The sequence below is a fragment of the Sphingomonas sp. SUN019 genome (assembly GCF_024758705.1).
Taxonomy (GTDB): Bacteria; Pseudomonadota; Alphaproteobacteria; order Sphingomonadales; family Sphingomonadaceae; genus Sphingomonas.
In genome coordinates, this window is the sequence record NZ_CP096971.1 from 2,673,117 (window position 1) to 2,694,688 (window position 21,572).

The 21,572-nt window shown below is 66.1% G+C and carries 23 protein-coding genes and 1 riboswitch; of the genes, 11 read left to right on the forward strand and 12 right to left on the reverse strand.

Annotation, left to right across the window (positions count from 1 at the left end; translation table 11 throughout):
* Positions 1-137: 137 nt before the first annotated feature.
* Complete coding sequence (locus M0208_RS12820) at positions 138-956, reverse strand: hypothetical protein (RefSeq protein ID WP_258892072.1); 819 nt, start codon at positions 954-956, stop codon at positions 138-140.
* Between the two features lie 295 nt (positions 957-1,251).
* Positions 1,252-1,629 carry a VOC family protein gene (locus M0208_RS12825; protein ID WP_258892073.1) on the reverse strand — a complete coding sequence of 126 codons (378 nt, stop codon included), beginning with the start codon at positions 1,627-1,629 and terminating at the stop codon, positions 1,252-1,254.
* Between the two features lie 176 nt (positions 1,630-1,805).
* On the opposite strand from M0208_RS12825, the gene M0208_RS12830 reads away from it, so the two are divergent.
* Both M0208_RS12830 and M0208_RS12835 read left to right on the forward strand, forming a co-directional pair.
* Positions 1,806-2,063, forward strand: a complete 258-nt coding sequence (locus tag M0208_RS12830) for a type II toxin-antitoxin system Phd/YefM family antitoxin (RefSeq protein WP_258892074.1) — start codon at positions 1,806-1,808, stop codon at positions 2,061-2,063.
* Positions 2,060-2,326 (forward strand): Txe/YoeB family addiction module toxin, encoded by a 267-nt coding sequence (locus M0208_RS12835; protein ID WP_258892075.1) that lies wholly within the window; start codon positions 2,060-2,062, stop codon positions 2,324-2,326. The genes M0208_RS12830 and M0208_RS12835 overlap by 4 nt, the downstream gene beginning before the upstream one ends.
* On the opposite strand, the gene M0208_RS12840 is transcribed toward M0208_RS12835, so the two are convergent.
* Entirely contained in the window at positions 2,320-2,745 is a 426-nt protein-coding gene (locus M0208_RS12840; protein WP_258892076.1) for a VOC family protein, read from the reverse strand. The two genes, M0208_RS12835 and M0208_RS12840, sit on opposite strands and share 7 nt — an antisense overlap.
* A gap of 78 nt (positions 2,746-2,823) precedes the next feature.
* Between M0208_RS12840 and M0208_RS12845 the strand changes: the two genes are divergently transcribed.
* Positions 2,824-4,002 (forward strand): DUF3644 domain-containing protein, encoded by a 1,179-nt coding sequence (locus M0208_RS12845; protein WP_258892077.1) that lies wholly within the window; start codon positions 2,824-2,826, stop codon positions 4,000-4,002.
* Between the two features lie 5 nt (positions 4,003-4,007).
* Here the strand turns inward: M0208_RS12845 and thiC are convergent, their stop codons facing one another.
* From thiC to M0208_RS12860, 3 genes are all read right to left on the reverse strand, one after another.
* A complete protein-coding gene (thiC, locus tag M0208_RS12850; protein WP_258892078.1) occupies positions 4,008-5,888 on the reverse strand; it encodes a phosphomethylpyrimidine synthase ThiC in 1,881 nt (626 codons plus the stop codon).
* A gap of 30 nt (positions 5,889-5,918) precedes the next feature.
* A riboswitch (TPP riboswitch) is annotated at positions 5,919-6,026 on the reverse strand.
* 97 nt (positions 6,027-6,123) lie between these two features.
* Positions 6,124-7,140, reverse strand: a complete 1,017-nt coding sequence (locus M0208_RS12855) for a ferritin-like domain-containing protein (protein WP_258892079.1) — start codon at positions 7,138-7,140, stop codon at positions 6,124-6,126.
* A 44-nt stretch (positions 7,141-7,184) separates the two neighbouring features.
* Positions 7,185-8,168, reverse strand: a complete 984-nt coding sequence (locus M0208_RS12860) for a ferritin-like domain-containing protein (RefSeq protein WP_258892080.1) — start codon at positions 8,166-8,168, stop codon at positions 7,185-7,187.
* A 291-nt stretch (positions 8,169-8,459) separates the two neighbouring features.
* On the opposite strand from M0208_RS12860, the gene M0208_RS12865 reads away from it, so the two are divergent.
* The gene (locus M0208_RS12865; protein ID WP_258893247.1) at positions 8,460-9,020 is read left to right on the forward strand and encodes a sigma-70 family RNA polymerase sigma factor; all 561 of its coding nucleotides are present in this window, start codon (positions 8,460-8,462) and stop codon (positions 9,018-9,020) included.
* Positions 9,007-9,729 (forward strand): anti-sigma factor domain-containing protein, encoded by a 723-nt coding sequence (locus M0208_RS12870; RefSeq protein ID WP_258892081.1) that lies wholly within the window; start codon positions 9,007-9,009, stop codon positions 9,727-9,729. Before M0208_RS12865 ends, M0208_RS12870 begins: the two co-directional genes overlap by 14 nt.
* Positions 9,730-9,893: 164 nt before the next feature.
* On the opposite strand, the gene M0208_RS12875 is transcribed toward M0208_RS12870, so the two are convergent.
* Together M0208_RS12875 and M0208_RS12880 are read right to left on the reverse strand one after the other, a co-directional pair.
* Entirely contained in the window at positions 9,894-10,322 is a 429-nt protein-coding gene (locus tag M0208_RS12875; RefSeq protein ID WP_258892082.1) for a DUF2141 domain-containing protein, read from the reverse strand.
* The gene (locus tag M0208_RS12880; protein ID WP_258893249.1) at positions 10,249-11,010 is read right to left on the reverse strand and encodes a sterol desaturase family protein; all 762 of its coding nucleotides are present in this window, start codon (positions 11,008-11,010) and stop codon (positions 10,249-10,251) included. The genes M0208_RS12875 and M0208_RS12880 overlap by 74 nt, the downstream gene beginning before the upstream one ends.
* A gap of 125 nt (positions 11,011-11,135) precedes the next feature.
* On the opposite strand from M0208_RS12880, the gene crtY reads away from it, so the two are divergent.
* The 5 genes from crtY to M0208_RS12905 are packed head-to-tail and all read left to right on the forward strand — an operon-like array spanning position 11,136 to position 15,560.
* Positions 11,136-12,329 (forward strand): lycopene beta-cyclase CrtY, encoded by a 1,194-nt coding sequence (gene crtY / locus M0208_RS12885; RefSeq protein WP_258892083.1) that lies wholly within the window; start codon positions 11,136-11,138, stop codon positions 12,327-12,329.
* The gene (locus M0208_RS12890) at positions 12,326-13,801 is read left to right on the forward strand and encodes a phytoene desaturase (protein WP_258892084.1); all 1,476 of its coding nucleotides are present in this window, start codon (positions 12,326-12,328) and stop codon (positions 13,799-13,801) included. Before crtY ends, M0208_RS12890 begins: the two co-directional genes overlap by 4 nt.
* A complete protein-coding gene (locus M0208_RS12895; protein ID WP_258892085.1) occupies positions 13,798-14,379 on the forward strand; it encodes a TIGR00730 family Rossman fold protein in 582 nt (193 codons plus the stop codon). The genes M0208_RS12890 and M0208_RS12895 overlap by 4 nt, the downstream gene beginning before the upstream one ends.
* Positions 14,376-15,302, forward strand: a complete 927-nt coding sequence (locus tag M0208_RS12900) for a phytoene/squalene synthase family protein (RefSeq protein WP_258892086.1) — start codon at positions 14,376-14,378, stop codon at positions 15,300-15,302. The genes M0208_RS12895 and M0208_RS12900 overlap by 4 nt, the downstream gene beginning before the upstream one ends.
* Before the next feature lie 48 nt (positions 15,303-15,350).
* On the forward strand, positions 15,351-15,560 hold the full coding sequence (locus M0208_RS12905) for a hypothetical protein (protein ID WP_258892087.1): 210 nt from the start codon (positions 15,351-15,353) through the stop codon (positions 15,558-15,560).
* 130 nt (positions 15,561-15,690) lie between these two features.
* Here the strand turns inward: M0208_RS12905 and M0208_RS12910 are convergent, their stop codons facing one another.
* On the reverse strand, positions 15,691-17,316 hold the full coding sequence (locus M0208_RS12910) for an alkaline phosphatase (RefSeq protein ID WP_258892088.1): 1,626 nt from the start codon (positions 17,314-17,316) through the stop codon (positions 15,691-15,693).
* 98 nt (positions 17,317-17,414) lie between these two features.
* On the opposite strand from M0208_RS12910, the gene M0208_RS12915 reads away from it, so the two are divergent.
* Entirely contained in the window at positions 17,415-18,842 is a 1,428-nt protein-coding gene (locus M0208_RS12915) for a DUF2029 domain-containing protein (RefSeq protein WP_258892089.1), read from the forward strand.
* On the opposite strand, the gene M0208_RS12920 is transcribed toward M0208_RS12915, so the two are convergent.
* The 3 genes from M0208_RS12920 to M0208_RS12930 are packed head-to-tail and all read right to left on the reverse strand — an operon-like array spanning position 18,829 to position 21,450.
* The gene (locus M0208_RS12920; protein ID WP_258892090.1) at positions 18,829-20,013 is read right to left on the reverse strand and encodes a glycosyltransferase; all 1,185 of its coding nucleotides are present in this window, start codon (positions 20,011-20,013) and stop codon (positions 18,829-18,831) included. The two genes, M0208_RS12915 and M0208_RS12920, sit on opposite strands and share 14 nt — an antisense overlap.
* A 1-nt stretch (position 20,014) precedes the next feature.
* Entirely contained in the window at positions 20,015-20,503 is a 489-nt protein-coding gene (locus tag M0208_RS12925) for a DUF2141 domain-containing protein (protein WP_258893250.1), read from the reverse strand.
* Positions 20,504-20,523: 20 nt separating this feature from the next.
* Positions 20,524-21,450, reverse strand: a complete 927-nt coding sequence (locus tag M0208_RS12930) for a hypothetical protein (protein WP_258892091.1) — start codon at positions 21,448-21,450, stop codon at positions 20,524-20,526.
* Between the last annotated feature and the right edge of the window lie 122 nt (positions 21,451-21,572).

The window sequence follows — 21,572 nt, forward strand, 5'->3', positions numbered from 1 at the left end:
CGCGCCCGTCGGCTGCGTCACGCCGCTTGCGGGTAGCGCTGCTACCCGCGGCACGACGTTCCTTGCCGGACGAACACGCACGGGCAATCAATGACGCCTCCGTAAGGTCACAACCCGCTCTGGAACGCATCGGCGCGTCATTCGCCTTCCCCCTCTTCATCCTCGCGCCGCAATTTCTCATACTCGCGTTTGTGGCGGAGGCGGGCGCGTTCGTTGGCGCGGGGATGGTTCGCCTCGATGCGCGGGCGGACGTAGCGTTCGCGGTCGAGATCGGGATGAGCCTCGTAAAGCTCGCCCATGGAGTGGGCGATGTCGACTGCGTCGGCGAGCCGGTCCGGCGGCATCAGGCGGTGCGGATCGGCGGGCGTGGCCGGCCCGAGCGCGGCGAGCGCATCATCGACCGGGAGCGCGGCCGGCGCAGGTTCGTTCGGACGGCGCGTATCGTCCTGCGCGTGGCGGAACTGGTCGGGGCGATAGGCGCGCAACAGGAACATCAACAGGCGATCGTTATACTGCCATTTCGCACCGATCCGGCAGCCGTCGCGGTCGAACACCGGCACGTCGACGCCCTGGATCGCGCGGGTGAAGGCGACGTCGATCAGCCGCGTCGCCGCCGCCGCGGTCGCCGCCTCCCATGCGTGTGCGAAGCCCTCCGCACCCGGCGCGCGACGCAGGCGATAGGCGCTCTGCACCGACATATCGACCGCTTCGCACGCCGTGGAGACGAGGCCCGTGTCGGCGAGCGCCTCGATGAAGGTGCGCTGCACCTCGGGCGTCCAGCCATCGGCGCGCGGGCGGCGAACGACGGGACGCCATTCGTAATCGTTCGGGTCGAAGCTGGTGATGTCGAACGGCTCGGGCGGGGGATCGCCGTTATCGTCCAGCTCCAGGGCGGTTTCGGGGTCGCGCTGGCCGGTGTCGGCGAGCGCGCGGTTGCGGTTCGGTTTGTTTGCCATCGACCAGTGTGGAGCAAAGGTTTTCCAACTTTGGAAGGTTTCGCCGGGCCTTGTTGGATGCTTTGCGCGAGCGGTGTGGCGTGGGGGCATCCATCAGGAGGCGCAGATATCGGTTATGGAGCGCGCAGCGCGTCGGCCGGGAACTATCCCGTGCAGTATCGGCTTAGGCCGGGCAGCGTCGATATTGTCCGCGTTGTACGCTGGGCACGGGCGATTTCCGGGTTGCTCTAAAGCAGCAGCGTTACTTCGACGACATTCAGTTGTGGCGTCGCGGCATAGCGGACTTTGTCATGCGCTACGCCTGCGTCAGGCTGAGAACGTTGCCGTCGGGGTCGGGGAAGAACGCGACCTTCGTGACGCCGCCGGGCGCGGTCCAGATGCCGAGGGCGTCCTGCCCCATGCCGTCGTAGATCGTGAAGGCGACGCCGCGGCCGGTGAGCGCGCGGACGGTGGCGGCGATATCGGCGACCTGCCAGCCGAGGATCGGGTGTGCCGAGGGGGTGTGTCCGGGTACTTCGGTGACGCGCAGCGGCACGCCCGCGAGGTCGAACACCGCGGCGAAATCGTCGCCGGGCAGGCGGGGAAGGCCGAGCGTCTCGGCGTAGAATGCTTCCGCGGCGCCGCGGTCGCGGGTGATGACGGAGGTGACGGGGGTGGCGTTGGCTAGGGGCATGATGGGGCTCCGGCGGGCGCGATGGGTGGAGGGTGACGCGTGGGGAGCGCGGAGTCCACTGGGTCAGATGGAGATTGCACGGATGTACAAACTGCGCGGGTCACTTTTCACGAAACCGGGTTTTCATTGAAAGTGGCGCGATCGTTGACATTGGACAAAAGATTGTCCATGTTCCGATGATGCAAACCGTCAGTTATTCCGAAGCGCGTGAAAATCTGAAGGCGATGATCGACAAGGTCGTCGCCGACCGTGCGCCGATCACGATCACGCGTCAGCGCGGCGAGGGCGCGGTGCTGATTTCCGAGAGCGAATGGGCCGGGATGGAAGAGACGCTGCACCTTCTGTCATCGCCAGCGAACGCCAGGCGTCTGCTCGAAGGAATCAAGCGGTTCGACGCCGGCGAAGGCGAGGAGCATGAACTGATCCGGCCGTGAAGGTCTCGTTCGATCGCGAGGCGTGGGCGGAATATCTCCAGTGGCAGCGCGAGGATGTGCGCGTGCTGGAGAACATCAGTGGCCTGATCGAGGAATGCCGCCGCGATCCGTTTCGTGGGACGGGCAAGCCCGAGCCGTTGAAGCGCGACCTTGCCGGTTGGTGGTCGCGGCGGATCACCGGCGAGCACCGGTTGATCTACCGCGCGCTCCGGTCGGGTGACGCGCAGGTGGTCGAAGTGCTGTCGTGCCGGTATCATTATTGAGTCGGTGACGCCGCCGGGTGACCGGGCGCGAACTGCACCAAATCCCACAGGTTGCCGTAGAGATCCTTGAACACCGCGACGCGGCCGTAGGGTTGGTCGGCGGGCGGGCGGACCCATTCGACCCCGACGGCGGTGAAGCGGGCGTGGTCTCGGGCGAAGTCGTCGGTTGCGAGGAACAGGAAGACGCGGCCGCCGGTCTGATCGCCGATGTATTGGGCATGGTGGTCGGTGGCGGCGCGGGCGAGGAGGATATTGGTGGCGCTGGCGGGCGCGCCGGGCGGGCGGATCGTGACCCAGCGCTTGTCCTGTTCGGGCTGGTGGGTGTCCTCGACCAGCTCGAAGCCGAGTTTGCCAACGTAGAAGGCGAGCGCCTCGTCATAGTCGCGGACGACGAGGGCGATGTGGGCTAGGTGGGGCAATTCATTCAGTCCGTCTGTGATTGACCCTGACAGCAAGCTAGTTTGTAATTCCGGCTTTGTCGGCAGGATCTACGCATTATGGCACTTACACCGTCACTAACGATTGCCGAGCAAAGAATCGCAAAGGCTCTAGCGATCGATGGTGAGAGAAATCAGGATATTCATATCCTTATAAATATCGGTCGAACACCCTCAGTAAATTTTGGACGATTATCGGGCGTAAAGGACTGGTCGATCCAACCAGCGACGGCGGACGAGACGGGCGCATTCAAATTTGAGAAGTCGCTCGTCGATTTGAAAACCGGTTTGTCGCCTTTCCAAGACGAGCGTCTGGTTCGGTCGCGCGAGGCGATGATGCTCGCTGTTCAGGTTTTTAATTTGCCAGGACTGCTGTTTAAGACCGAGCTCTTTTCCATGTTAGCAAACGTGGCATGGACCTACCTGCTTCACGAGTTTTATGACCGAAAGGGCGTAAAACTTGAAGACAAGACGGGAAATACTCTCTTGCTGAGCCAAATGCTCAAGCGATCTGACTGCCCGCTAGCTAAGGATATCAAAAAAAATCTTCTAGCGATAAAAACAATTCGTGATGATGTAGAGCACAAAATTCTGGCGTCGCTAGGACGTTCATTTTATCCCTTGTTTCAAGCCAATTGCTTAAACTTTGAAGAGGTGATTTGTGCTTTTTTTGGATCAAGAATGAGTTTGGGGAGTACATTATCATACGCGCTTCAGTTCTCAAAAATGAGTCCGGATCAAATTGCACAATTACAAAAGTACGACTTAAATCCAGAAATCAATGCGATCAACGAGCACATTAAGGAGGTGTCCGAACAAGACGGAACAGAAGGTATGCAATTTCAGTTCAAAGTCGCATACTCCTTTGAAAAGGTATCAAAGGGTGACGCAAACATCGTCTTCACAAATAACAATCCAGGCAGCGACAAAAAACATGAGGTCGTAGTACAAAAAGTGGCTGCCGATGAGCAATGGCCCTATAAACCGATGACCGTCGTGAAAGCCGTCAAGATGGCTACAGGGCTCGCCTTCTCTTCACATAATCACGTTCAAGCATGGAGGAAATATGGAGTGCGGCCCAAAGCCGACAGCACCGATCCGTCGGGCTGCAATAAGAAATTTTGCACTTACCATCCTGCGCATGGCGATTACACCTACTCTCAGGACTGGATCGATAAACTGATTGCCGCGATCCAAGACGCCAACGAGTATGCGGCCATCAAGGCCGTCAAACTCTGACGCCATCAGTCGTGCTCCCGCCCGCTGGCACCCACGTAAAGCTCGCGGCCTGTCTCGTTGTAGAGCTGGCTCATATGCGCCATCCCAGCCTCCGCCTCCTCGGCGGCAATAAACGTCTCCGCGCTCGAATTCTGCTTCGCGGCAAAATCGCGCACTTCCTGCGTGATCTTCATCGAGCAGAATTTGGGGCCGCACATCGAGCAGAAATGCGCGGTCTTGGCGCCTTCTGCCGGTAGCGTCTGGTCGTGGTATTGTTCGGCGGTGTCGGGGTCGAGTGACAGGTTGAACTGGTCGCGCCAGCGGAATTCAAATCTTGCGCGGCTGAGAGCATCGTCGCGCATTTTCGCGGCGGGGTGGCCTTTGGCCAGGTCGGCGGCGTGGGCGGCCAGTTTGTAGGTTACGACGCCGACCTTTACGTCGTCGCGGTCGGGGAGGCCGAGGTGCTCCTTGGGGGTGACGTAGCAGAGCATCGCGGTGCCGTACCAGCCGATCATCGCGGCGCCGATGCCGCTGGTGATGTGGTCGTAGCCCGGCGCGATGTCGGTGGTGAGCGGCCCGAGCGTATAGAAGGGGGCTTCGCCGCAGACCTCCAGCTGCTTGTCCATGTTCTCCTTGATCTTGTGCATCGGCACGTGGCCGGGGCCTTCGATCATCACCTGGACGTCGCTCTTCCACGCGCGGTGGGTTAGTTCGCCCAATGTGTAGAGCTCGCTGAACTGCGCCTCGTCGTTGGCGTCGGCGATGCTGCCGGGGCGCAGGCCGTCGCCGAGGCTGTAGGCGATGTCGTACGCCTTCATGATCTCCGTGATCTCGTCGAAGCGTTCGTAGAGGAACGATTCCTTGTGGTGGGACAGGCACCATTTCGCCATGATGCTGCCGCCGCGGCTGACGATGCCGGTGACGCGCTTGGCGGTCATCGGGACGTACGCGAGGCGGACGCCGGCGTGGATCGTGAAATAATCGACGCCCTGTTCGGCCTGTTCGATCAGCGTGTCGCGGAAGATTTCCCACGTCAGGTCTTCGGCGACGCCGCCGACCTTTTCCAGCGCCTGGTAGATGGGCACGGTGCCGATCGGGACGGGCGAATTGCGGATGATCCATTCGCGGGTGTCGTGGATGTTGCGGCCCGTGCTGAGGTCCATGACGGTGTCCGCGCCCCAGCGGATCGACCAGACGAGCTTGTCGACCTCTGCCGCGACGTTGCTGGCGACCGCGCTGTTGCCGATGTTGGCGTTGATCTTGACCAGGAAATTGCGGCCGATCGCCATCGGTTCGGATTCGGGGTGGTTGATGTTGCTGGGGATGATGGCGCGGCCGCGGGCGACTTCGTCGCGGACGAATTCTGGGGTGACGTAGTCGGGGATGGCTGCGCCGAAGCTTTCGCCGTCGCGGATGTGGCCGCGGATCATCTCGCGGCCGAGGTTCTCGCGGGTGGCGACATATTCCATTTCGGGCGTGATGATGCCGCGGCGGGCGTAGTGCATCTGGCTGACGTTCTGGCCGGGTTTGGCGCGCAAGGGGCGGCGGACGACGTTGGGGAAGGGCTGTACCCCGCCGCTGCGGTCGGGGCCGAGCTGGCCGTTGTCCTCGGGGCGGAGTTCGCGGCGGGCGTAGGATTCTACGTCGCCGTGCGCCTCGATCCACTCGCGGCGGAGTGGGGGCAGGCCGGCCTGGATGTCGATGCGGACGTTCGGGTCGGTGTAGGGGCCGGACGTGTCGTATACGTTCAGCGGGGGTTCGGTGCACGACGGATCGAGGTCGATCGCGCGCATCTTTACGCCCAAGGGACCGACGTGGATTTTTCGCGAGCCGCGGATTGGGCCGGTGGTTACGCCTATTGCGCTGCCCGCGAGGGGGATTTCGGTGCGGGCGGGGACGTCGGCCATGATTTATGCTCCAGTATCGGAGCAAGGACGGTCTTTGGTGACCTCCCTCCCTCCGCCGGTCTCAACCGGATCAGGTTCGGCGGGTCATGGCTTCAGCCAAATCTCAACCGCTAAGGCGCGGTCCCCCGGGGATGGAACCGGCATAGGCGCAAGCGGCGGGCCGGACAAACGAAAAGGCCGCGCGGGAGGGGGGAGCCGCGCGGCCTTTTTAACTGCAGTGCCAGATGCGAGAGGCTTAGTTCGCGCCGCTGGTCCGCAGATCCTGATTGGCGTTGTTGGTGCCGGCCGGGAAGAAGCCGCCGCCGATCCCGGCGGTATTGCGGAGGTATACGATGTTGTGGACCTGCGCCGAGGTGCGGCTGAACGCGAGGCCGTTGGCGTCGGTCGGCACGATGTTCGACACCGACGCATCCGGCCCGACGATGCCCTGATCGAGGTCGCTCGCTCCATCCAGCGAATCGCGCGCGTCGGAGATTGCGCCCGCCGCCGTGCGCAGGCTGGGGGTCGCCAGACCCTTCGCATAGAGCACGGTGCGGACGAGGCCGGCGTGATATGCCTCCGCCGCCAGGATGCCCGCCGCGGCCTCCAGGAACACCTTGCTGTTCAGGAGCGGCGCCGCGCCCTTGTAGGCGGTGACCCCGACATCTTCGAACAGATACGCCGCGAGCAGGAAGTTCTCGTCGTTGGCGTAGGGGTCGAAGGTTTCGTTTGCGCCGACGATCTTCGCCGCGCGCGCCGCCGCGGTGAACGCGCCGTTTGCGCCGCCGTCGATGTTGAGCGCAGGCTGCGCCACCGCCGCCGCGCCGAGCGCGGTGCGCAGGAAGTTGACGTGCGCGATCTCGTCCGCGGCGATCTCTCGCGCATAGGCTGCGACGACCGGGTCGGTGAAGATCACCTGACGGCCTCCGGTGACCGCGCCCTGCGCGCCCGATGTGCCGGTCACGCCGGTCTGGCTGGATGCGGGCAAGCCCACGCCGAACGCCGCGAACGAATAGAATTGCGCTTCGAGATATTCGAGGTTGAGCGCCAGGTTCAGGATGTTGGGATCCTGATCGACGGTGGTCGGCGTCGGGGTTGGCGAAGGGCTGGGGGTCGGCGTCGGCGTATCGTCGTCATCGTCGCCGCAGGCGGAGAGGAAGGCGAGCGTGCCGACCGCGGCGGTCGATGCGCCGGCGACCTTCAGGAAGCGGCGGCGGGCCGCGCGTCGTTCGTTGGTCTGATCGATCAACGCGAAGATGGAGTCCTTGATCATGGCGAAGTCATCCCTGAAAAGTTAAGAACGGAAAATATCGCGGCTCACGTGGCCGACTTGATGTTTCCGTTGACGCCCGCGGGGAAGAACCCGCCCATCGTCTTCGACGCATTGCCCAGGTACACGATGTTGAGCACCGCCCCGGTCGTGCGGCTGTAGGCCAGGCCGTTTTCGTTCAGCGGAACGATGTTCGACACCGGACCAGCGGCGCTGGACGTCGCGGCGATGCCCTGATCGTCGTCGGGCGCGATGCCGCGGATCCTGTCCTCGGTAGGCGCGCCGTCGAGCATGTCGCGCGCGTCGGAGATCTTGCCCGCCGCGGTGACCAGCGCAGGCGTGTCGATCCCCTTGCGATACAGCACGGTGCGCACGATCGCGGCGTGATAGGCCTCGACCGCGAGAATGCCGGCCGCTGCCTCGAGGAAGGTCTTGTTCGAAATGAGCGCGGCTGCGCCCTTGTAGGCGGTGACGCCGACATCCTCGAAGATGAACGCCCCGAGCAGGAAGTTCTCATCGGAGGAATACGGGTCGAATGCGGTGCCGGCCGGCACGACGCCGGCTGCCTGCGCCGCGACGCTGAACGCGTTGTTCGCGCCGAAACCGACGTCGATCGCTGGCATCGCGACGGCGGCGGTGCTGAGCGCGGTCCGCAGGAAGTTGACGTGCGCCAGTTCGTCCTGCGCGATTTCCTTCGCATAGGCGGCCACCAGCGGATCGGTGAAATTGACCTTGCGGCCCGGCGTCACGGCGCCGGGCGTGGTGCCAGACGGGCCGGTGGTCGACGCGGCGGGAAGGCCGGTGCCGTTGACCGCATAGAGATAGAATTGCGCTTCGAGATATTCGAGGTTCAGCGCGAAGTTCAGCACGTCGGCATCGGTCGGGGCGGCCTGCGCCGCGGCGGAGTTGGCGTAGGCGAAAGCGCCGCCGACGGCGGCTGCGCCGAACGCCGCGGTGAAGAAGGCGCGACGATTTTCGCGTCGCTGCACCCGGCCGTCGAGAACCTCGATCAGCTGTTCACTTTCGGACATATCTGGCACCCTTTCCCATCCTCCCGACCGGGCCAGTCCGTTGTCCGGACCGGTCGTGGCCAAGGCGACTATTCGCGACACCGATGACCGAGGTGCCCACACCGGGACCGACGCACGTCATGCTATCCGGTCGGCCTAGTTACGCTTTGCCACGAAAAAGGATGCACGCGCCAAAATGTAAAAAAGTGTAACAACCGCAAACAGCTGTGGCCGTGCCCGCGGGCGTGCGCCTAAGGGAGGTAAAGGCGGGGCGATGGCGGGGATGCGAGCGTGAGCGAAGCAGCGGGCGGCATGGGGATCGACGATGCGCGGGCGCGGCTGTCCGACGCGCTGGCCCGCACCGCAGCCAAGGATGCGCGCGCCTTCAATCGCGTCTATCGCATGACCTCTGCGAAGCTATTCGGGATTTGCCTGCGTATCTGCGGCGAACGAAAGGCGGCGGAGGACGTTTTGCAGGAAGTCTATCTCTCGGTGTGGGTGCGCGCGGACCGGTTCGATCCCGCACGCGGCAGCGCGATCGCCTGGCTGTCGGCGGTGGCGCGCAACCGGGCGATCGACTGGCGACGACGCCATCCGGCGCGCGCGACGCGCCCGGTCGAGGAAGCCGAGGCGTTGCCCGACGATGCGCCGCTGGCCAGCGACCTGATGCTGCGCGGGGAGGCCGACCGGAAGCTGCACCTGTGCCTGGACGATCTGGAGCCGCGCCAGCGCGGGGCGATCCGCACCGCCTTTTTCGAAGGGGTGACCTATGCTGAGCTCGCCACGCGCGATGCGACGCCGCTGGGCACGATCAAGAGCTGGGTGCGGCGCGGGCTGATGCGGTTGAAGGAGTGTCTCGATGCCGACTCCTGATGCGGCGACCCCCGACGACATGCCCCCGGACGACAGCGTGATGGCAGCCGAACTGGCGCTGGGGCTGGTCGAGGGTGAGGACCGCGCCGTCGCGCTTCGCCGGACGATGGCCGAGCCCGGTTTCGCGCGCGAGGTGGAGCGATGGCGTGCGCATTTCGCCAGCCTGCTGGACGGCGTTACGCCGGTCGCACCACCGCCCGAACTGGAGGCGCGCGTGATGCGTGCGATCGACGGCGGCGCGGGCAAGTGGCGCTGGGCGACCGGCGTCGCGTCCCTGATGGCGGCGGCGCTGGCCGGCGTGCTGGTGCTGCGGCCGCCCGAGCGGGTGATGGTGCGCGTGCCGGGCGCGCCGACGACGATGCCGATCGGGCTGACCGCGGCGATGGTGCCGTCCGATGCCGCGCCGGAGGGCGGGAAGCCGTTCGTCGCGATCTATGATCCGGCATCGGGTGCGGTGCGTGTCGCGGGCGATCTGGCGGTGCCGAGCGAGCGCGACGCCGAATTGTGGCGGATCGGCACGGATGGCGTGCCGAAATCCCTGGGGCTGATGGTGGCGGTGGGGCGGTCGACGATCACGCTGCCGCGCGCCGATCGCGACGCACTGGCGGCGGGGGTCACGCTGGCGGTGTCGATCGAGCCGAAGGGCGGATCGCCGACCGGGCTGCCGACCGGGCCGGTGGTGGCGACGGGGGCGTTGGTTAGGTTGTAGGGGTGCTTCTTCAATCCTCCCCTGCAAGGGGAGGTGGCGCGCAGCGCCGGAGAGGTGTTGCCCTCTCGATAGGGTGACACCCCTCCGTCAGGCTGCGCCTGCCACCTCCCCTTGCAGGGGAGGATTTTCTCGAAGGCCGTTTCGACCCTGACCGCCGCCGTGAATTACAGGATATACCGCAGCCGGATATTCTGCGCCGCGGCGTCGCCGTCCAACGTGAAGCGTGCGGCGGCGAAGCGGGGCGGGCCGAAGCCGATTGCGGGGTTGCGGGAGAAGCCGAAGCCTTCCTTCGGGATGCCCGCGAACGTATCCAGCTTTGCATTGCCGTTCTCGTCGTGGATCACGGCGACGGCGTAATTGCCGCGCGGCAGACCGTCGAAGCTGATCGTGCGGTCGGAGGCGGGGATCGACCGTGTGACGGCGTCGGCATCGTCGACGCAGGCGGGGAAATTGGCCGGATCGGCAGTCAGGCAGACGCGCAGCAGGCCCTTCGCCGAGCGGACCTTGTCGATGCCGACGTCAAGCCGCGCGACCGGGGTGGCCCCCATCAGGAACGTCGCCGCGCTGGCCAGCGCGACCAGCCGCCACGGCATGGGCGCGCGCGAAATCGCCGATCCCGTCATCGGTGCGGCAGAGGCGATCCCAGAACCGGAAGTAGAGGCCATAATTGCATCCGTACCGCTCGTGATGACGTTGATGGTGGCTGGCGGTTATGAGCCATGCCCCCAATGGTCCCCTCCACATGAACCGCGGGAAAACTTCCCAACCCATATGATTGGTGACCCCCATAACGGTCATCACCGCCAGCACCACCCCGAGTGCCGCAACATGAATCGGAATTACGAAGACCAGTAGCGGAATGGCCACAGCGCCGGTCAGCGATTCGATCGGGTGGAACGCCATCGCCGCCCAGGCGGTGGGCGGGCGGCTGGCGTGATGGACCGCGTGCGCGATGCGGAACGGCTTCGGACGGTGCATCCAGCGGTGGGTCCAGTAGAACCAGGTGTCGTGCGCGAACAGGTAGAGCAGGATAGATACGGGCAGATACCACAGCGGATAGTCGGCGACGTCGCTGTAGATCTGCGTCCAGCCGCGATTTTGCCAGCCCCAGGCGACGATCCCGGCGGGGATACCGTAGATCGCGGCGGCGGCCAGGCTGTACGCGATCTCGCGCCGCATCTGTGCGTCGAGCCCGCGGTAGAGACCGGGATGCCGCACCCGCGTCGCCAGCGCGAAGCCGCCGCTGGTGATGAGATAGCGCACGCCGACGATGAGCGTCATCGCGAGCGCGGAGAGCAGGATGGCGAGGGTGACGGTCACGGACGAGCGGATACACCGCCGGTCGTGAGCGCGCCATGCCCCGCGGGCCTTTCGCGCACACGATCCTTGGGCTAGGCGCTGGGAGGATGCCGACCTCCCAAACTTGTGACCTGGCGATCGTCGGCGGCGGGCTGGCGGGGTGCCTCATCGCGCTGGCGCTGGCAGAGAAGCGCCCCGACGTGTCGATCCGGCTGATCGAGGCGGGCGAGATGCTGGGCGGCAACCACATCTGGTCGTTCTTCGACGCCGACGTGGCGAAGGACGATCGCTGGCTGCTGGGCAAGCTCGTCTGCCACGCGTGGCCGGGGTATGACGTGGCGTTTCCGGCGCATTCACGCGCATTCACGCAACCCTATTATTCGATCGAGTCCGAGCGGCTTGACGCGGTGGTGCGCGCCGCGCTGCCCGCGGATGCGATCATGACGGGGCGGAAGGTGTCCGCAACGAGCGCGACCGCGGTGGTCCTGAGCGATGGCGACCGCGTGGAGGCGGGGGGCGTGATCGACGCGCGCGGGGCGGCGGACCTGTCGATGCTCGAGTGCGGGTGGCAGAAGTTTGTCGGGCGCGAGATCGAGGTGCCGGGCGGGCACGGGCTGGACCGGCCGATCGTGATGGATGCCACCGTCACGCAATATGACGGCTATCGCTTCGTCTATTGCCTGCCGTTTTCGCCGACGCGGGTGTTCGTCGAGGATACCTATTATGCCGACAAGCCCGACCTGAACGTTGGCGCGCTGAACCGGCGGATCGAGGTCTATGCCGAGGCGAAGGGGTGGGCGGTCGCGCCGTCGTGGCCCGCCAATACCCCGCGTCGCGAGGAGCGCGGGGCGTTGCCGGTGGTGATCGGGGGCGATTTCGAGGCATATTGGCGGTCGGGCGGGGCGAAGGTCGCCAAGGCGGGCGCACGGGCGGGGCTGTTCCATCCGACGACGGGCTATTCGCTGCCCGATGCGGTGCGGCTGGCGGTGAGGATCGCGCAGACTGGCGATCTGTCGGGCGCTGCGCTGCACGATCTGACGCATGATTATGCGAAGGCGGCGTGGGACGCGCGGGGCTTCTACCGGATGCTCGACGCGATGCTGTTCCGTGCGGCCGATCCCGATGGGCGTTACCGCGTGCTGGAGCGATTCTATCGGTTGCGGCCGGGGTTGATCGGGCGATTTTATGCCGGCCGATCGACGACGGCGGACAAGTTGCGCGTCCTCTCGGGCAAGCCGCCGGTGCCGTTCTGGCGCGCGATCGGGGTGGTCAGGGCACACAGAGCAAAGGCTGGTAAATGAAGAGTGCGATCGTCGTCGGGGCCGGGTTCGGCGGGCTGGCGCTTGCGATCCGGCTGCAATCCGCGGGGGTCGCGACGACGATCGTGGAGGGTCGCGACAAGGCGGGGGGGCGCGCTTATTTCTGGGAGCGTGACGGGTTCACCTTCGATGCGGGGCCGACCGTCATCACCGATCCCGATTGCCTGAAGGAATTGTGGGCGCTGTCGGGGCGCGACATGGCGGACGACGTGACGCTCGATCCGGTCACGCCATTCTATCGGCTGAACTGGCCCGATGGGACGAACTTCGATTACACCAACGACGACAGCATCCTGCTGGCCGAGATCGCCAAGCTGAACCCGGACGATGTGGCGGGGTATCGCAAGTTCCTCGATTACTCCGCGGGGGTTTTCCACGAAGGCTATGAGAAGCTCGGGAAGGTCGCGTTTCTCGACTTCGCGTCGATGATCAAGGCCGCGCCGAGCCTGATGAAATATCAGGCGTGGCGGTCGGTCTATTCGATCGTGTCGAGCTTCGTGAAGTCGGAGAAACTGCGCGAGGCGCTCAGCTTCCACACGCTGCTGGTCGGTGGCAATCCGATGACGACCAGCGCGATCTATGCGCTGATCCACAAGCTGGAACGCGACGGCGGGGTGTGGTTCGCGCGCGGCGGGACCAACCGGCTGATCGCGGGCATGGTCGCGCAGTTCGAGCGGCTGGGCGGGGTGATCCGGCTGGGCGATCCGGTGACGAACATCGAGACGATCGGCGACCGCGTGACCGGCGTGGAAACCGCGAGCGGCTGGCGGCAGCATACCGACATGATCGCGGCGAACAGCGACATCGTGCATACGTACCGCGATCTGCTGCGCGGATCGGGCGCGGCGCGGCGGTCGGCAGAGAAACTGGAGCGGAAGAGCTATTCGCCGTCGCTTTTCGTGACGCATTTCGGGATCAAGGGGACGTGGCCGGGCATCCCGCACCACATGATCCTGTTCGGCCCGCGCTATAAGGGGTTGCTGGACGACATCTATACCCATGGGACGGTGCCGGAGGATTTCTCGCTCTATCTGCACCACCCGACCGTCACCGATCCCGCGCTGGCGCCCGAGGGATGTTCGACCTTCTACGTGCTCGCGCCCGTGCCGCATCAGGGCAAGTTCCCCGAGGATTGGGACCGCATCGCGCCGATCCTGGAGAAGCGTATCCTGGACGAGATCGGGCGGCGGCTGATCCCCGACATCCACGACAGGATCGTGACCAAGTTCAGTTATACACCGAAGGACTTTGCGCACGACCTGAACGCGCATCTGGGGAGCGCGTTTTCGCTGGAGCCGACGTTGCTGCAGAGCGCCTATTTCCGGGTGCATAACCGTGATGACGCGATCCCGAACCTGTATTTCGTGGGCGCGGGGACGCATCCGGGGGCGGGGATTCCGGGCGTCGTCGGGAGTGCGAAGGCGACGGCTGCGCTGATGCTGGAGGGGGTGTGAAGCGGCTTGCTGTGTATTGCGGGTCCGCCACGCCCAGAGATCCGATGTATCTGGAGATCGCTCGTGAAGTCGGCCGTACCCTCGCCGAGCGTGGGATCGGCGTCGTTTACGGCGGCGGGCGGTTGGGGCTGATGGGGGCGATCGCCGACAGTGCGCTGGCGGCCGGGGGTGAGGTGATCGGGGTGATCCCGCAGGCGCTGGTCGATGCCGAGGTTGCGCATCGTGGCCTCACCGAATTGCACGTCGTGGGCGGGATGCATGAGCGGAAGGCCCGCTTCACCGATCTGGCGGACGGGTTCGTGACGATCCCCGGGGGCACGGGGACGATGGACGAATTGTGGGAGGCGCTGAGCTGGGCGCAGCTTGGCTATCACGCCGATCCGGTCGGGTTGCTGAACGCGGCGGGTTATTACGATCACCTGATCGCGTTCTGGGAAAAGATGGGCGAGGTGGGGTTCCTGCGCGCGCAGCACCGCGATCTGCTGATCGTGGCGGATACGCTGGACGTGCTGCTGGAGCGGATGAGCGCGCACGTGCCGACGCAGCCGATCGTGCGGATGAGCGCGGCGGATCTGTGAGTGATCGAGCTGCGCTGGTAGCCGCCGCACGCGCATCGATCGCGCGAGGGTCGAAGAGTTTTGCGGTGGCGTCGAAGCTGTTCGACCGGGCGACGCGCGAGCGGGCGTGGCTGCTGTATGCGTGGTGCCGGGCGTGTGACGACGCGGTCGACGGGCAGGATCATGGGCATGGGATGACGCACGTCGCCGACGTCGAGGCGCGTCTCGACGACGTTCGCGTGAAGACCGAGGTGGCGCTGGCGGGGGAAGTCGTCGGAGAACCGGCGTTCGATGCGTTGCGCATCGTTGTTGCGGAAACGGGCATTCCGGCGCGATTCGTGCGCGATGTGATCGCGGGGTTCGCGCTGGATGCGGCGGAGTGGCGGCCGCGGTCGGAGGATGACCTGTATCGGTACTGCTACCATGTCGCGGGCGCGGTGGGGTGCATGATGGCGGTGGTGATGGGGGTGTCGCCCGACGACGAGGCGACGCTGGACCGGGCGTGCGACCTGGGGCTGGCGTTCCAGCTGGCCAATATCGCGCGCGATATCGAGGAGGATGACCGGGTTGGGCGGTGCTATGTTCCCGAGGAGTGGCTGGTCGAGATGGATATGCCGCCTGGGCAGCATATGAAGCCGCCGTTCCGCGATCGGCTGGCGGTGCTGGCGCGGCGGCTGGCGGCCCGTGCGGCGCTGCATGAGGACAGCGCACGGGTTGGGGCGGCGCGGCTGCCGTACCGGTCGCGCTGGGCGGTGCTGGCGGCGGCGGGGATTTACGGCGACATTGCGCGCAAGGTCGCGGCGGGCGGAGGCCATGCGTGGGATCACCGGGTGACGACAAGCGCAGCGGAGAAGGCGGCGTGGATTGCGCGGTCGGGGGTCGCGGCGCTGCGGCCGGTAACGGAGAGTCCGCGCGATGCGATGTTGTGGACAAGGCCGCGTTAACCGGAATCGAACAGGCGTGCGTAACGGGAACCGCCTACAAACTACCGTATGACCCGGCTCTCGCTATCGCTGACCCGTGCGCTGGAGAAGGGGCGCGTCCTGCGCAGCCCCCCGACGCGCGCGACGCTGTTGGCGACGTTGCTGCGCAAGCGCGCGACGGCGCACGATCAGGGGGCGGCGGACCTGGAGGCGATGTTGCGCGACCAGATTCGGTGGGCGTTGCCGATCGAAGGTGGGCCGATCGAGCGCGGGGAGTAACGGCGCCTTCCTCACCACCCCGGCGAAAGCCGGGGTCCAGTTGCAGCGTCTTATGGGGCGCGGTCTGCGCTCTCTCACGAAAAACTTGGCAACTGGGCCCCGGCTTTCGCCGGGGTGGTAGCAGGGAGTGTTACGCCTCCATCTTCGCCCGTCCGCGCCGCACCGTTGCGGTGTGCCCCACGCTCGCCCGCGGCGTCCGCGACTTGATCGTGTCGACGAACAGCCAGTCGTTGGTGACGCGGTCGGGGGTGAGGGTCATCGCCATATAGCCGCGGCGTGAGGTGTCGCACCATTTTAGCTCGGGGTTCGCGGCGACCATCGCCTTTGCGACGACCTTCGGATCGGCGGCCAGCGCGCTTTCGTAGCCGGGCGAGGTCACGCCCTGGCCGGCGAATTCGACCCCGACCGCGGAGCCTTGCGCCAGGTCGTAGGCCCAGGCGTTGTGGCTGTCGCCGCTGATGACGATCAGATTGGCCTGCGCGGCCTGCGCCGCATTCAGGAACCGCGCGCGGGCCTCGGGATAGCCGCCCCAACCGTCTAGATTGGAGGGCAGGCCCGCTTTCGCCGCCATGATCGCCCGGTCGACATAGGCGCGGGCGCGCGGGTTGTTCTCGGTCAGCCAGTCGCGCGCCTGCGGCGGGGTGCTGGTATTGCCCATGATCGTGCCGAAGCCGACCACCTGCCAGCGTTTCCCCGCCTGCACCGATTTGCGCATCGCGTGCGCCAGCCAAGCCTCCTGCGTGGTGCCCATCATCGTCGCGGTGGGATCGCGCCATGCGCCGTCGCGGAAGGCGGCGAGCGCGCGGGCCGGATCGGGGCCGACCGCGATATCCTCGATCTCATGCTGATGCGTGCGCGCGAGCAGGCGGGTTTCGGTGCGAAACAGCGTGCCGAGCGTGCCGATGTCGTAGGATTCCCATGCCTCGTCCGACACGGGCATCCATTCGCGATACGCCTGGATCGCGGCGGCGCGGCGCGTGTTCCAGTCGCCTTCCTTGGCCGGATCGTGATTCTGCGCCCCCCCCTCCCAGCTGTCGTTGGCGCTTTCGTGGTCGTCCCACTGCGCGATCATGGCGAATTTCGCGTGCAGCGCCTGCAAATCGGGATCGGCGCGGTAGCTGGCGTAGCGCAGGCGATAGTCGGCGAGGTGGATGATCTCTGTCGCGGGCAGCGGCACGCGGCCGGGGATCGCGTCCTTGGTCGCGGGATAATTGTTCGGCGCATACTCGTAGAAATAGTCGCCGAGGTGGACGCAGAGGTCGATGTCGTCGCGCGCAGCGGCGTGGGCGTAGGCGTTGAAGAAGCCGAAGCCGATGTTCGAGCAGCTGAAGATCGCGGTGCGGAACTGGCGCGCGCGGTCGTCGGGCAGGGTCTTTGCGGTGCCGACGGGGGACATCGCGCCGTCGGGGGCGACGAAGCGATAGTGGTAAATGCGGCCGGGCAGCAGGCCGGATACCGTGATCTTCGCGGTCCAGTCACGCCACGCGCCGGTGGTCATCGCGCCGCCGCCCGCGACGCGGGAGAAGTCGGGCGTTTCGCTCGCCTCCACCTTCAGCGTCGCCGAATCGCCGCTGGCGGGGACGTAGCGGGTCCAGAACAGCATCGCGTCGGGGCCGGGTTCACCGCTGGCCACCGAATGCGTGAAGCCGCGCGCGGCGCTGATCGTCGGGGTCTGCGCAAAGCCGGGAATGGAGAACGCGCCCAGCCCGAGCGTGCCGGTGGTCAGCAAAGAGCGGCGGCTGACGAACTGCGTCATTGAGAATCCCCTTTACGATACGCGTCTGGAGCGCCTTGGCCTGCGAACGTGACAGAACGGCGTCGACGCGGCGAGAGCGATTCTCTACCGGCGCGGCGATGATGGTCCGCGCGATCGATCGATACCGGTTGCTGATCCTGTTGCTGGTCGCCGTGGCGGCGCGCGCGGCGACGTTCGGCGATCCGGTGGTTCATGTCGACGAGGATTTCTATTTCGCGGCCGCGGATGCGATGTGGCGCGGGGCGGTGCCGTATCTGGATGTGTGGGACAGGAAGCCGGTGGGACTGTTCCTGCTGTACATGCCGCCCGCGGCGCTGCCGTTCTGGTGGGGCATCTGGGCGTATCAGGCGATGGCGCTGGGCGCGGTCGTGGGGACGGCGTGGATCGTCGGGCGGATCGCGATGCGCGCCGGGTGGGGGCGTGGCGCGACACTGGCCGGGGTCGCCTATATCCTTTGGCTGAACGTGGCGGGCGGGCAGGGCGGGCAATCGCCGGTGTTCTACAATTTCCCGATGGCGGCGGCGGCGTTGCTGATCGTAAGCAATCCGGCGCGGCGCTGGTGGCGCGATGCGGCGGCGATGGCGCTGGTCGGCACCGCGTTGACGATCAAGACGTCGGCGGTGTTCGAAGGCGCGTTCTTCGGGCTGTGGATCATCGTGCATGACTGGCGCAACGGACGGGCGCCGATGCTGCTGGCGATGCGCGCTGTGGGGCTGGCGGCGCTGGCGTTCGCGCCGACTGCGGGGATCGTGGCCTATTACCGGGCGCTCGGCGCGCTCGACGCCTTCTGGTTTGCGAACCTGTGGTCGATCATGGGGCGGAACAGCGATCCGCCGCACGAACGCTGGGGCAATCTGGCGAAACTGGTTCTGTTGCTGTCGCCGCTCGCCGCGATGGCGTTTGCGGCGCGTGGGACCGCTGCAGGCGGGACGGGCGAGGGCAGGCGGTTTGCGATCCTGTGGGCGGCGACGGCGCTGTTCGGCGTGTTCGTGATCGGCGGCTGGTTCGATCATTATGCCCTGCCCGCCGTGGCGCCGCTGGCGGTGTGCGCAGCGCGATTCCTGGGCGCGCGATTCTGGGGCGCGAGACGGGGCGCGGGGTTGGCGATCCTGGGCGTCGTCGCGCTGGCCGGGCAGATCACAATCGTCGTCAATCGCGTCATGCGCGGAGGGCCGGGCGAATTTGCGGCGTTGGCGACGGCGGTGGGGCGCGGGCCGGGGTGCCTGTGGGTCTATTCGGGGACGACGAAACTGTATCCGGCGACCGGGCGCTGCCGCGTGACGCGCTATGTCTTTCCCAGCCATTTGTACCGGACGCGTGAGACCGGCGCGATCGGGGTCGACCAGGAGGCCGAGGTGCGCCGCGTGCTGGCGGTGAAACCGGCGGTGATCGTGATGCGGCCGCTGTCGATCGGCGAGCGGCCCGAGATACGCGCGATCGTTATCGCGGCGGTGGCGCGGGACTATCGGCTGGCCGCGCGGACGCCGCTGGGGAACGAGATGATTTCGGTGTTCAAGCGGCGGTGAGGGTGCGGCGCTTCGCCTCGGCCTGAGCGGCGTAATAGGCCATCAGGTCGACCGTATGGTCGCGGTCGCTGCGGACGTGGGTAGCGGCGATCAGCGCGGCGCGGCGCAGGAGTTTGGGATCGCGCGCGTGCATCCGCGCGATCGCCGCGGCGCAGGAAGCGGCATCGCGCGCGGTGTAGAGTTCGGCTGAGTGCGGGTCGGCGATCTCGGCGCAACCCCCGGTGTCAGGCGCGATCAGCGGCAGGCCCGAGGCCATCGCTTCGGAGGCGACGAGACCGAACGGTTCGGCTTCCGACCCGTGGATCAGCGCGTCGGCGCTCGCCATGATTCGCGCGAGGCGTTCGCGGTCGTAGACCGGGCGAAACAGGCGGATGTGGGGGGAACCGGCGATGCGCTTTTCGATCCGGTCGGTTTCGATGCCCTGCCCGAGCAGGACGAGACCGACCGGGAGCGACGCGCCAGCGCGTTCGACCGCGTCGACGATCATCGTCCAGCGCTTTTCGGGGTGATGGCGGCCAAGGCCCAGCAGGAGCAGGCCGTCCTCTGGCAATTCGCATTGTTCGAGCAGCGCGCGACGCAGGGCTTCGTCGCGGAAATCGGGCGAGAAATGACGCCGTTCAATACCGAGCGGCATGGCGGCGTCGATCCGCAGTCCGCGCGCGCGCAGGCGCTTTTCCAGCGCAGGGCCGTTGGTGACGACGCAATCGTATTTGTCGAGGAAGCGCGCCTGATACCGGGTGTACCAGCCGAACGCACGTTCGATCCGTTCGTGGCTGGCGACGCCCTCGAACCAGCGTTGCGCATAGGCGGCCATGTTGTCGTTGTGCATGAAGTAGGATTTAACCGCGCGACCCTGCCAGTCGCCGACGATCCACGCCGGTTTCCATGGCGAGCAGCATTCGACGACGTCGGGATCGAGCGAGTCGAGCAGCGCGGTGACGGGTTCGGCGTCCCAGAACAGCCCGTAATTCTTGTCGAACGGCAGCGGCGGGGATTTGAGGTAATGGATGCGGCCGCCGCCGGGACGTTCCTCCATCCGCTCGTCCGGCCCCGGCGCGATGACGATCAATTCGTGACCGAGATCGGCCATCAGCCCCATCTTGCGGTCGATATACGTGCGCACCCCGCCGCCGGTGGGAGAATAGAGTTCGTTGACGTCGACGACCCGCATTTCAGCGTGCCTTTAAAGGGCCGAAGCCGCCGAAGCCGCGGAGATATTGCGCGCGGATATGGGTGGTGGCGACGCCGCGCCCGACGCTGATCGTCGCTTCCTCCAGCTTCGGACGTGAGCGGCCGAGCTTGCGGTTCGAGGCGAAGCCCGCGCCGTCGGACCAGAAGTTGAACTTGTTCCGGCCGTCGCGGTCGTGCGTGAACAGCAGCGCATATTGGCCCGGCCGGGGCACGCGGATGCACATCGTCGTCGGGCCGTAGGCGGGGGTCGGCGCGCGGATGCGACGGAAGGTCTTGCCCGCGGCGATCAGGTCGCGGTCGTCCTTCAGGAAATCGGCTTCGGTCGCGGGGTAGAGTTCGAGCTTCAGATCGCCCTTGCGGTCCTTCAACCCGGTGATCGCGACCTGAATCGCCGGGCCGATGCGCGACGTGCAGGCGGCGGCGTCGGTGCCGAGGATTTGCGCGGTCGCCGGGGTGGCGATTACCGACATGAGGATCAGCGCGGGGCGGATCACCGCCGCCAGACCTTCTTGCCCTGCGCCAGCGCGACCGCGCCGAACAGCAGGATCAACGCGAAATGGACGGCGAGCGTCAGCGCCGAGGAGAAGGCGATCATTTCCGACAGCGCGCGGTCCTGCCCGATCAGGAGGATCGCGAAACTGGCGAACAGCAGATCCTTGTTCGGGATCAGCGGCAGGCGCGATACGAGCAGACGGCCAGCGGCGAGGAACAGCCACATCCCGACGCTGACCCCCGGCATCGCGAAATGCCAGGCGAGCGCGACGAAGGTCGAACTGGCGAGGAGACGCAGGCAGTGGATGCCGAAGACCCACCACAGATCGTGCCGGGGCAGCGAGAAGACGCGTTTCGAGAACAGCAGGATCGCCACGCTGATCGCGACGGTGATCGCGGCCGAACTGGCGACGGCGTGGAGCACGTCGGGCGGCATCAGTTTGTGGCCGAGCGGGAGCGCGAGCGCGCAGAGCAGGATCGTCGCCGCATTGCCCGCGATCGCGGACAGCAGCGACACGTCCTTCACCGCGCCGAACGGGGCGGCGACCATGTTCGACCGCGCGCGCGCCCAGGCGTAGAAATACGCCTCGCCCGAATAGCCGAGCACGACGTCGTTCGCGATCCGCTTCTTGTTTAAGGCCACGAAGCCCTCTGCGGGCAAGCGCCACAGGCGGCGGAAGATGATCCAGTCGCCGGTCGGGGCGGACAGGTACAGGAGCGTGAAGAAGACGTAGAACCAAGGCGAATCGGGCACCGCGCGGCTGAGCCCGGCTAGGCCCGAGCCGAGCAATTCGCGCCCCAGCATCACGATCATCGCGACGGTCAGCACCCCGCCAAGAATCGTCGGCCAGCGCCGCTTGATCGACCGCACCGGCTCCAGCGCCGCGATATCGGGCAGTTCGGGGTCGATCGTGCGGGTCGTCATCGATGGCGGTGAAGGGTTCGCTGCCAAGAGGGATTTCCTGTCATAGCCCGGGAAGGCCGTGGGCCGGTTGCAGCGGAATATGGTTTCTTTCGGCGGCAATCTGGGCTGTAGCATCGCGGTTT

What these genes read in the sequence shown, in the direction of transcription:
- M0208_RS12820 (WP_258892072.1), bottom strand. Translation starts at nt 956, where the DNA reads ATGGCAAACAAACCGAACCGCAACCGCGCGCTCGCCGACACCGGCCAG.
- M0208_RS12825 (WP_258892073.1), bottom strand. Translation starts at nt 1,629, where the DNA reads ATGCCCCTAGCCAACGCCACCCCCGTCACCTCCGTCATCACCCGCGAC.
- M0208_RS12830 (WP_258892074.1), top strand. Translation starts at nt 1,806, where the DNA reads ATGATGCAAACCGTCAGTTATTCCGAAGCGCGTGAAAATCTGAAGGCG.
- M0208_RS12845 (WP_258892077.1), top strand. Translation starts at nt 2,824, where the DNA reads ATGGCACTTACACCGTCACTAACGATTGCCGAGCAAAGAATCGCAAAG.
- thiC (WP_258892078.1), bottom strand. Translation starts at nt 5,888, where the DNA reads ATGGCCGACGTCCCCGCCCGCACCGAAATCCCCCTCGCGGGCAGCGCA.
- M0208_RS12855 (WP_258892079.1), bottom strand. Translation starts at nt 7,140, where the DNA reads ATGATCAAGGACTCCATCTTCGCGTTGATCGATCAGACCAACGAACGA.
- M0208_RS12860 (WP_258892080.1), bottom strand. Translation starts at nt 8,168, where the DNA reads ATGTCCGAAAGTGAACAGCTGATCGAGGTTCTCGACGGCCGGGTGCAG.
- M0208_RS12865 (WP_258893247.1), top strand. Translation starts at nt 8,460, where the DNA reads ATGGGGATCGACGATGCGCGGGCGCGGCTGTCCGACGCGCTGGCCCGC.
- M0208_RS12870 (WP_258892081.1), top strand. Translation starts at nt 9,007, where the DNA reads ATGCCGACTCCTGATGCGGCGACCCCCGACGACATGCCCCCGGACGAC.
- M0208_RS12875 (WP_258892082.1), bottom strand. Translation starts at nt 10,322, where the DNA reads ATGCCGTGGCGGCTGGTCGCGCTGGCCAGCGCGGCGACGTTCCTGATG.
- M0208_RS12880 (WP_258893249.1), bottom strand. Translation starts at nt 11,010, where the DNA reads ATGACGCTCATCGTCGGCGTGCGCTATCTCATCACCAGCGGCGGCTTC.
- crtY (WP_258892083.1), top strand. Translation starts at nt 11,136, where the DNA reads ATGCCGACCTCCCAAACTTGTGACCTGGCGATCGTCGGCGGCGGGCTG.
- M0208_RS12890 (WP_258892084.1), top strand. Translation starts at nt 12,326, where the DNA reads ATGAAGAGTGCGATCGTCGTCGGGGCCGGGTTCGGCGGGCTGGCGCTT.
- M0208_RS12905 (WP_258892087.1), top strand. Translation starts at nt 15,351, where the DNA reads ATGACCCGGCTCTCGCTATCGCTGACCCGTGCGCTGGAGAAGGGGCGC.
- M0208_RS12910 (WP_258892088.1), bottom strand. Translation starts at nt 17,316, where the DNA reads ATGACGCAGTTCGTCAGCCGCCGCTCTTTGCTGACCACCGGCACGCTC.
- M0208_RS12915 (WP_258892089.1), top strand. Translation starts at nt 17,415, where the DNA reads ATGATGGTCCGCGCGATCGATCGATACCGGTTGCTGATCCTGTTGCTG.
- M0208_RS12920 (WP_258892090.1), bottom strand. Translation starts at nt 20,013, where the DNA reads ATGCGGGTCGTCGACGTCAACGAACTCTATTCTCCCACCGGCGGCGGG.
- M0208_RS12925 (WP_258893250.1), bottom strand. Translation starts at nt 20,503, where the DNA reads ATGTCGGTAATCGCCACCCCGGCGACCGCGCAAATCCTCGGCACCGAC.
- M0208_RS12930 (WP_258892091.1), bottom strand. Translation starts at nt 21,450, where the DNA reads ATGACGACCCGCACGATCGACCCCGAACTGCCCGATATCGCGGCGCTG.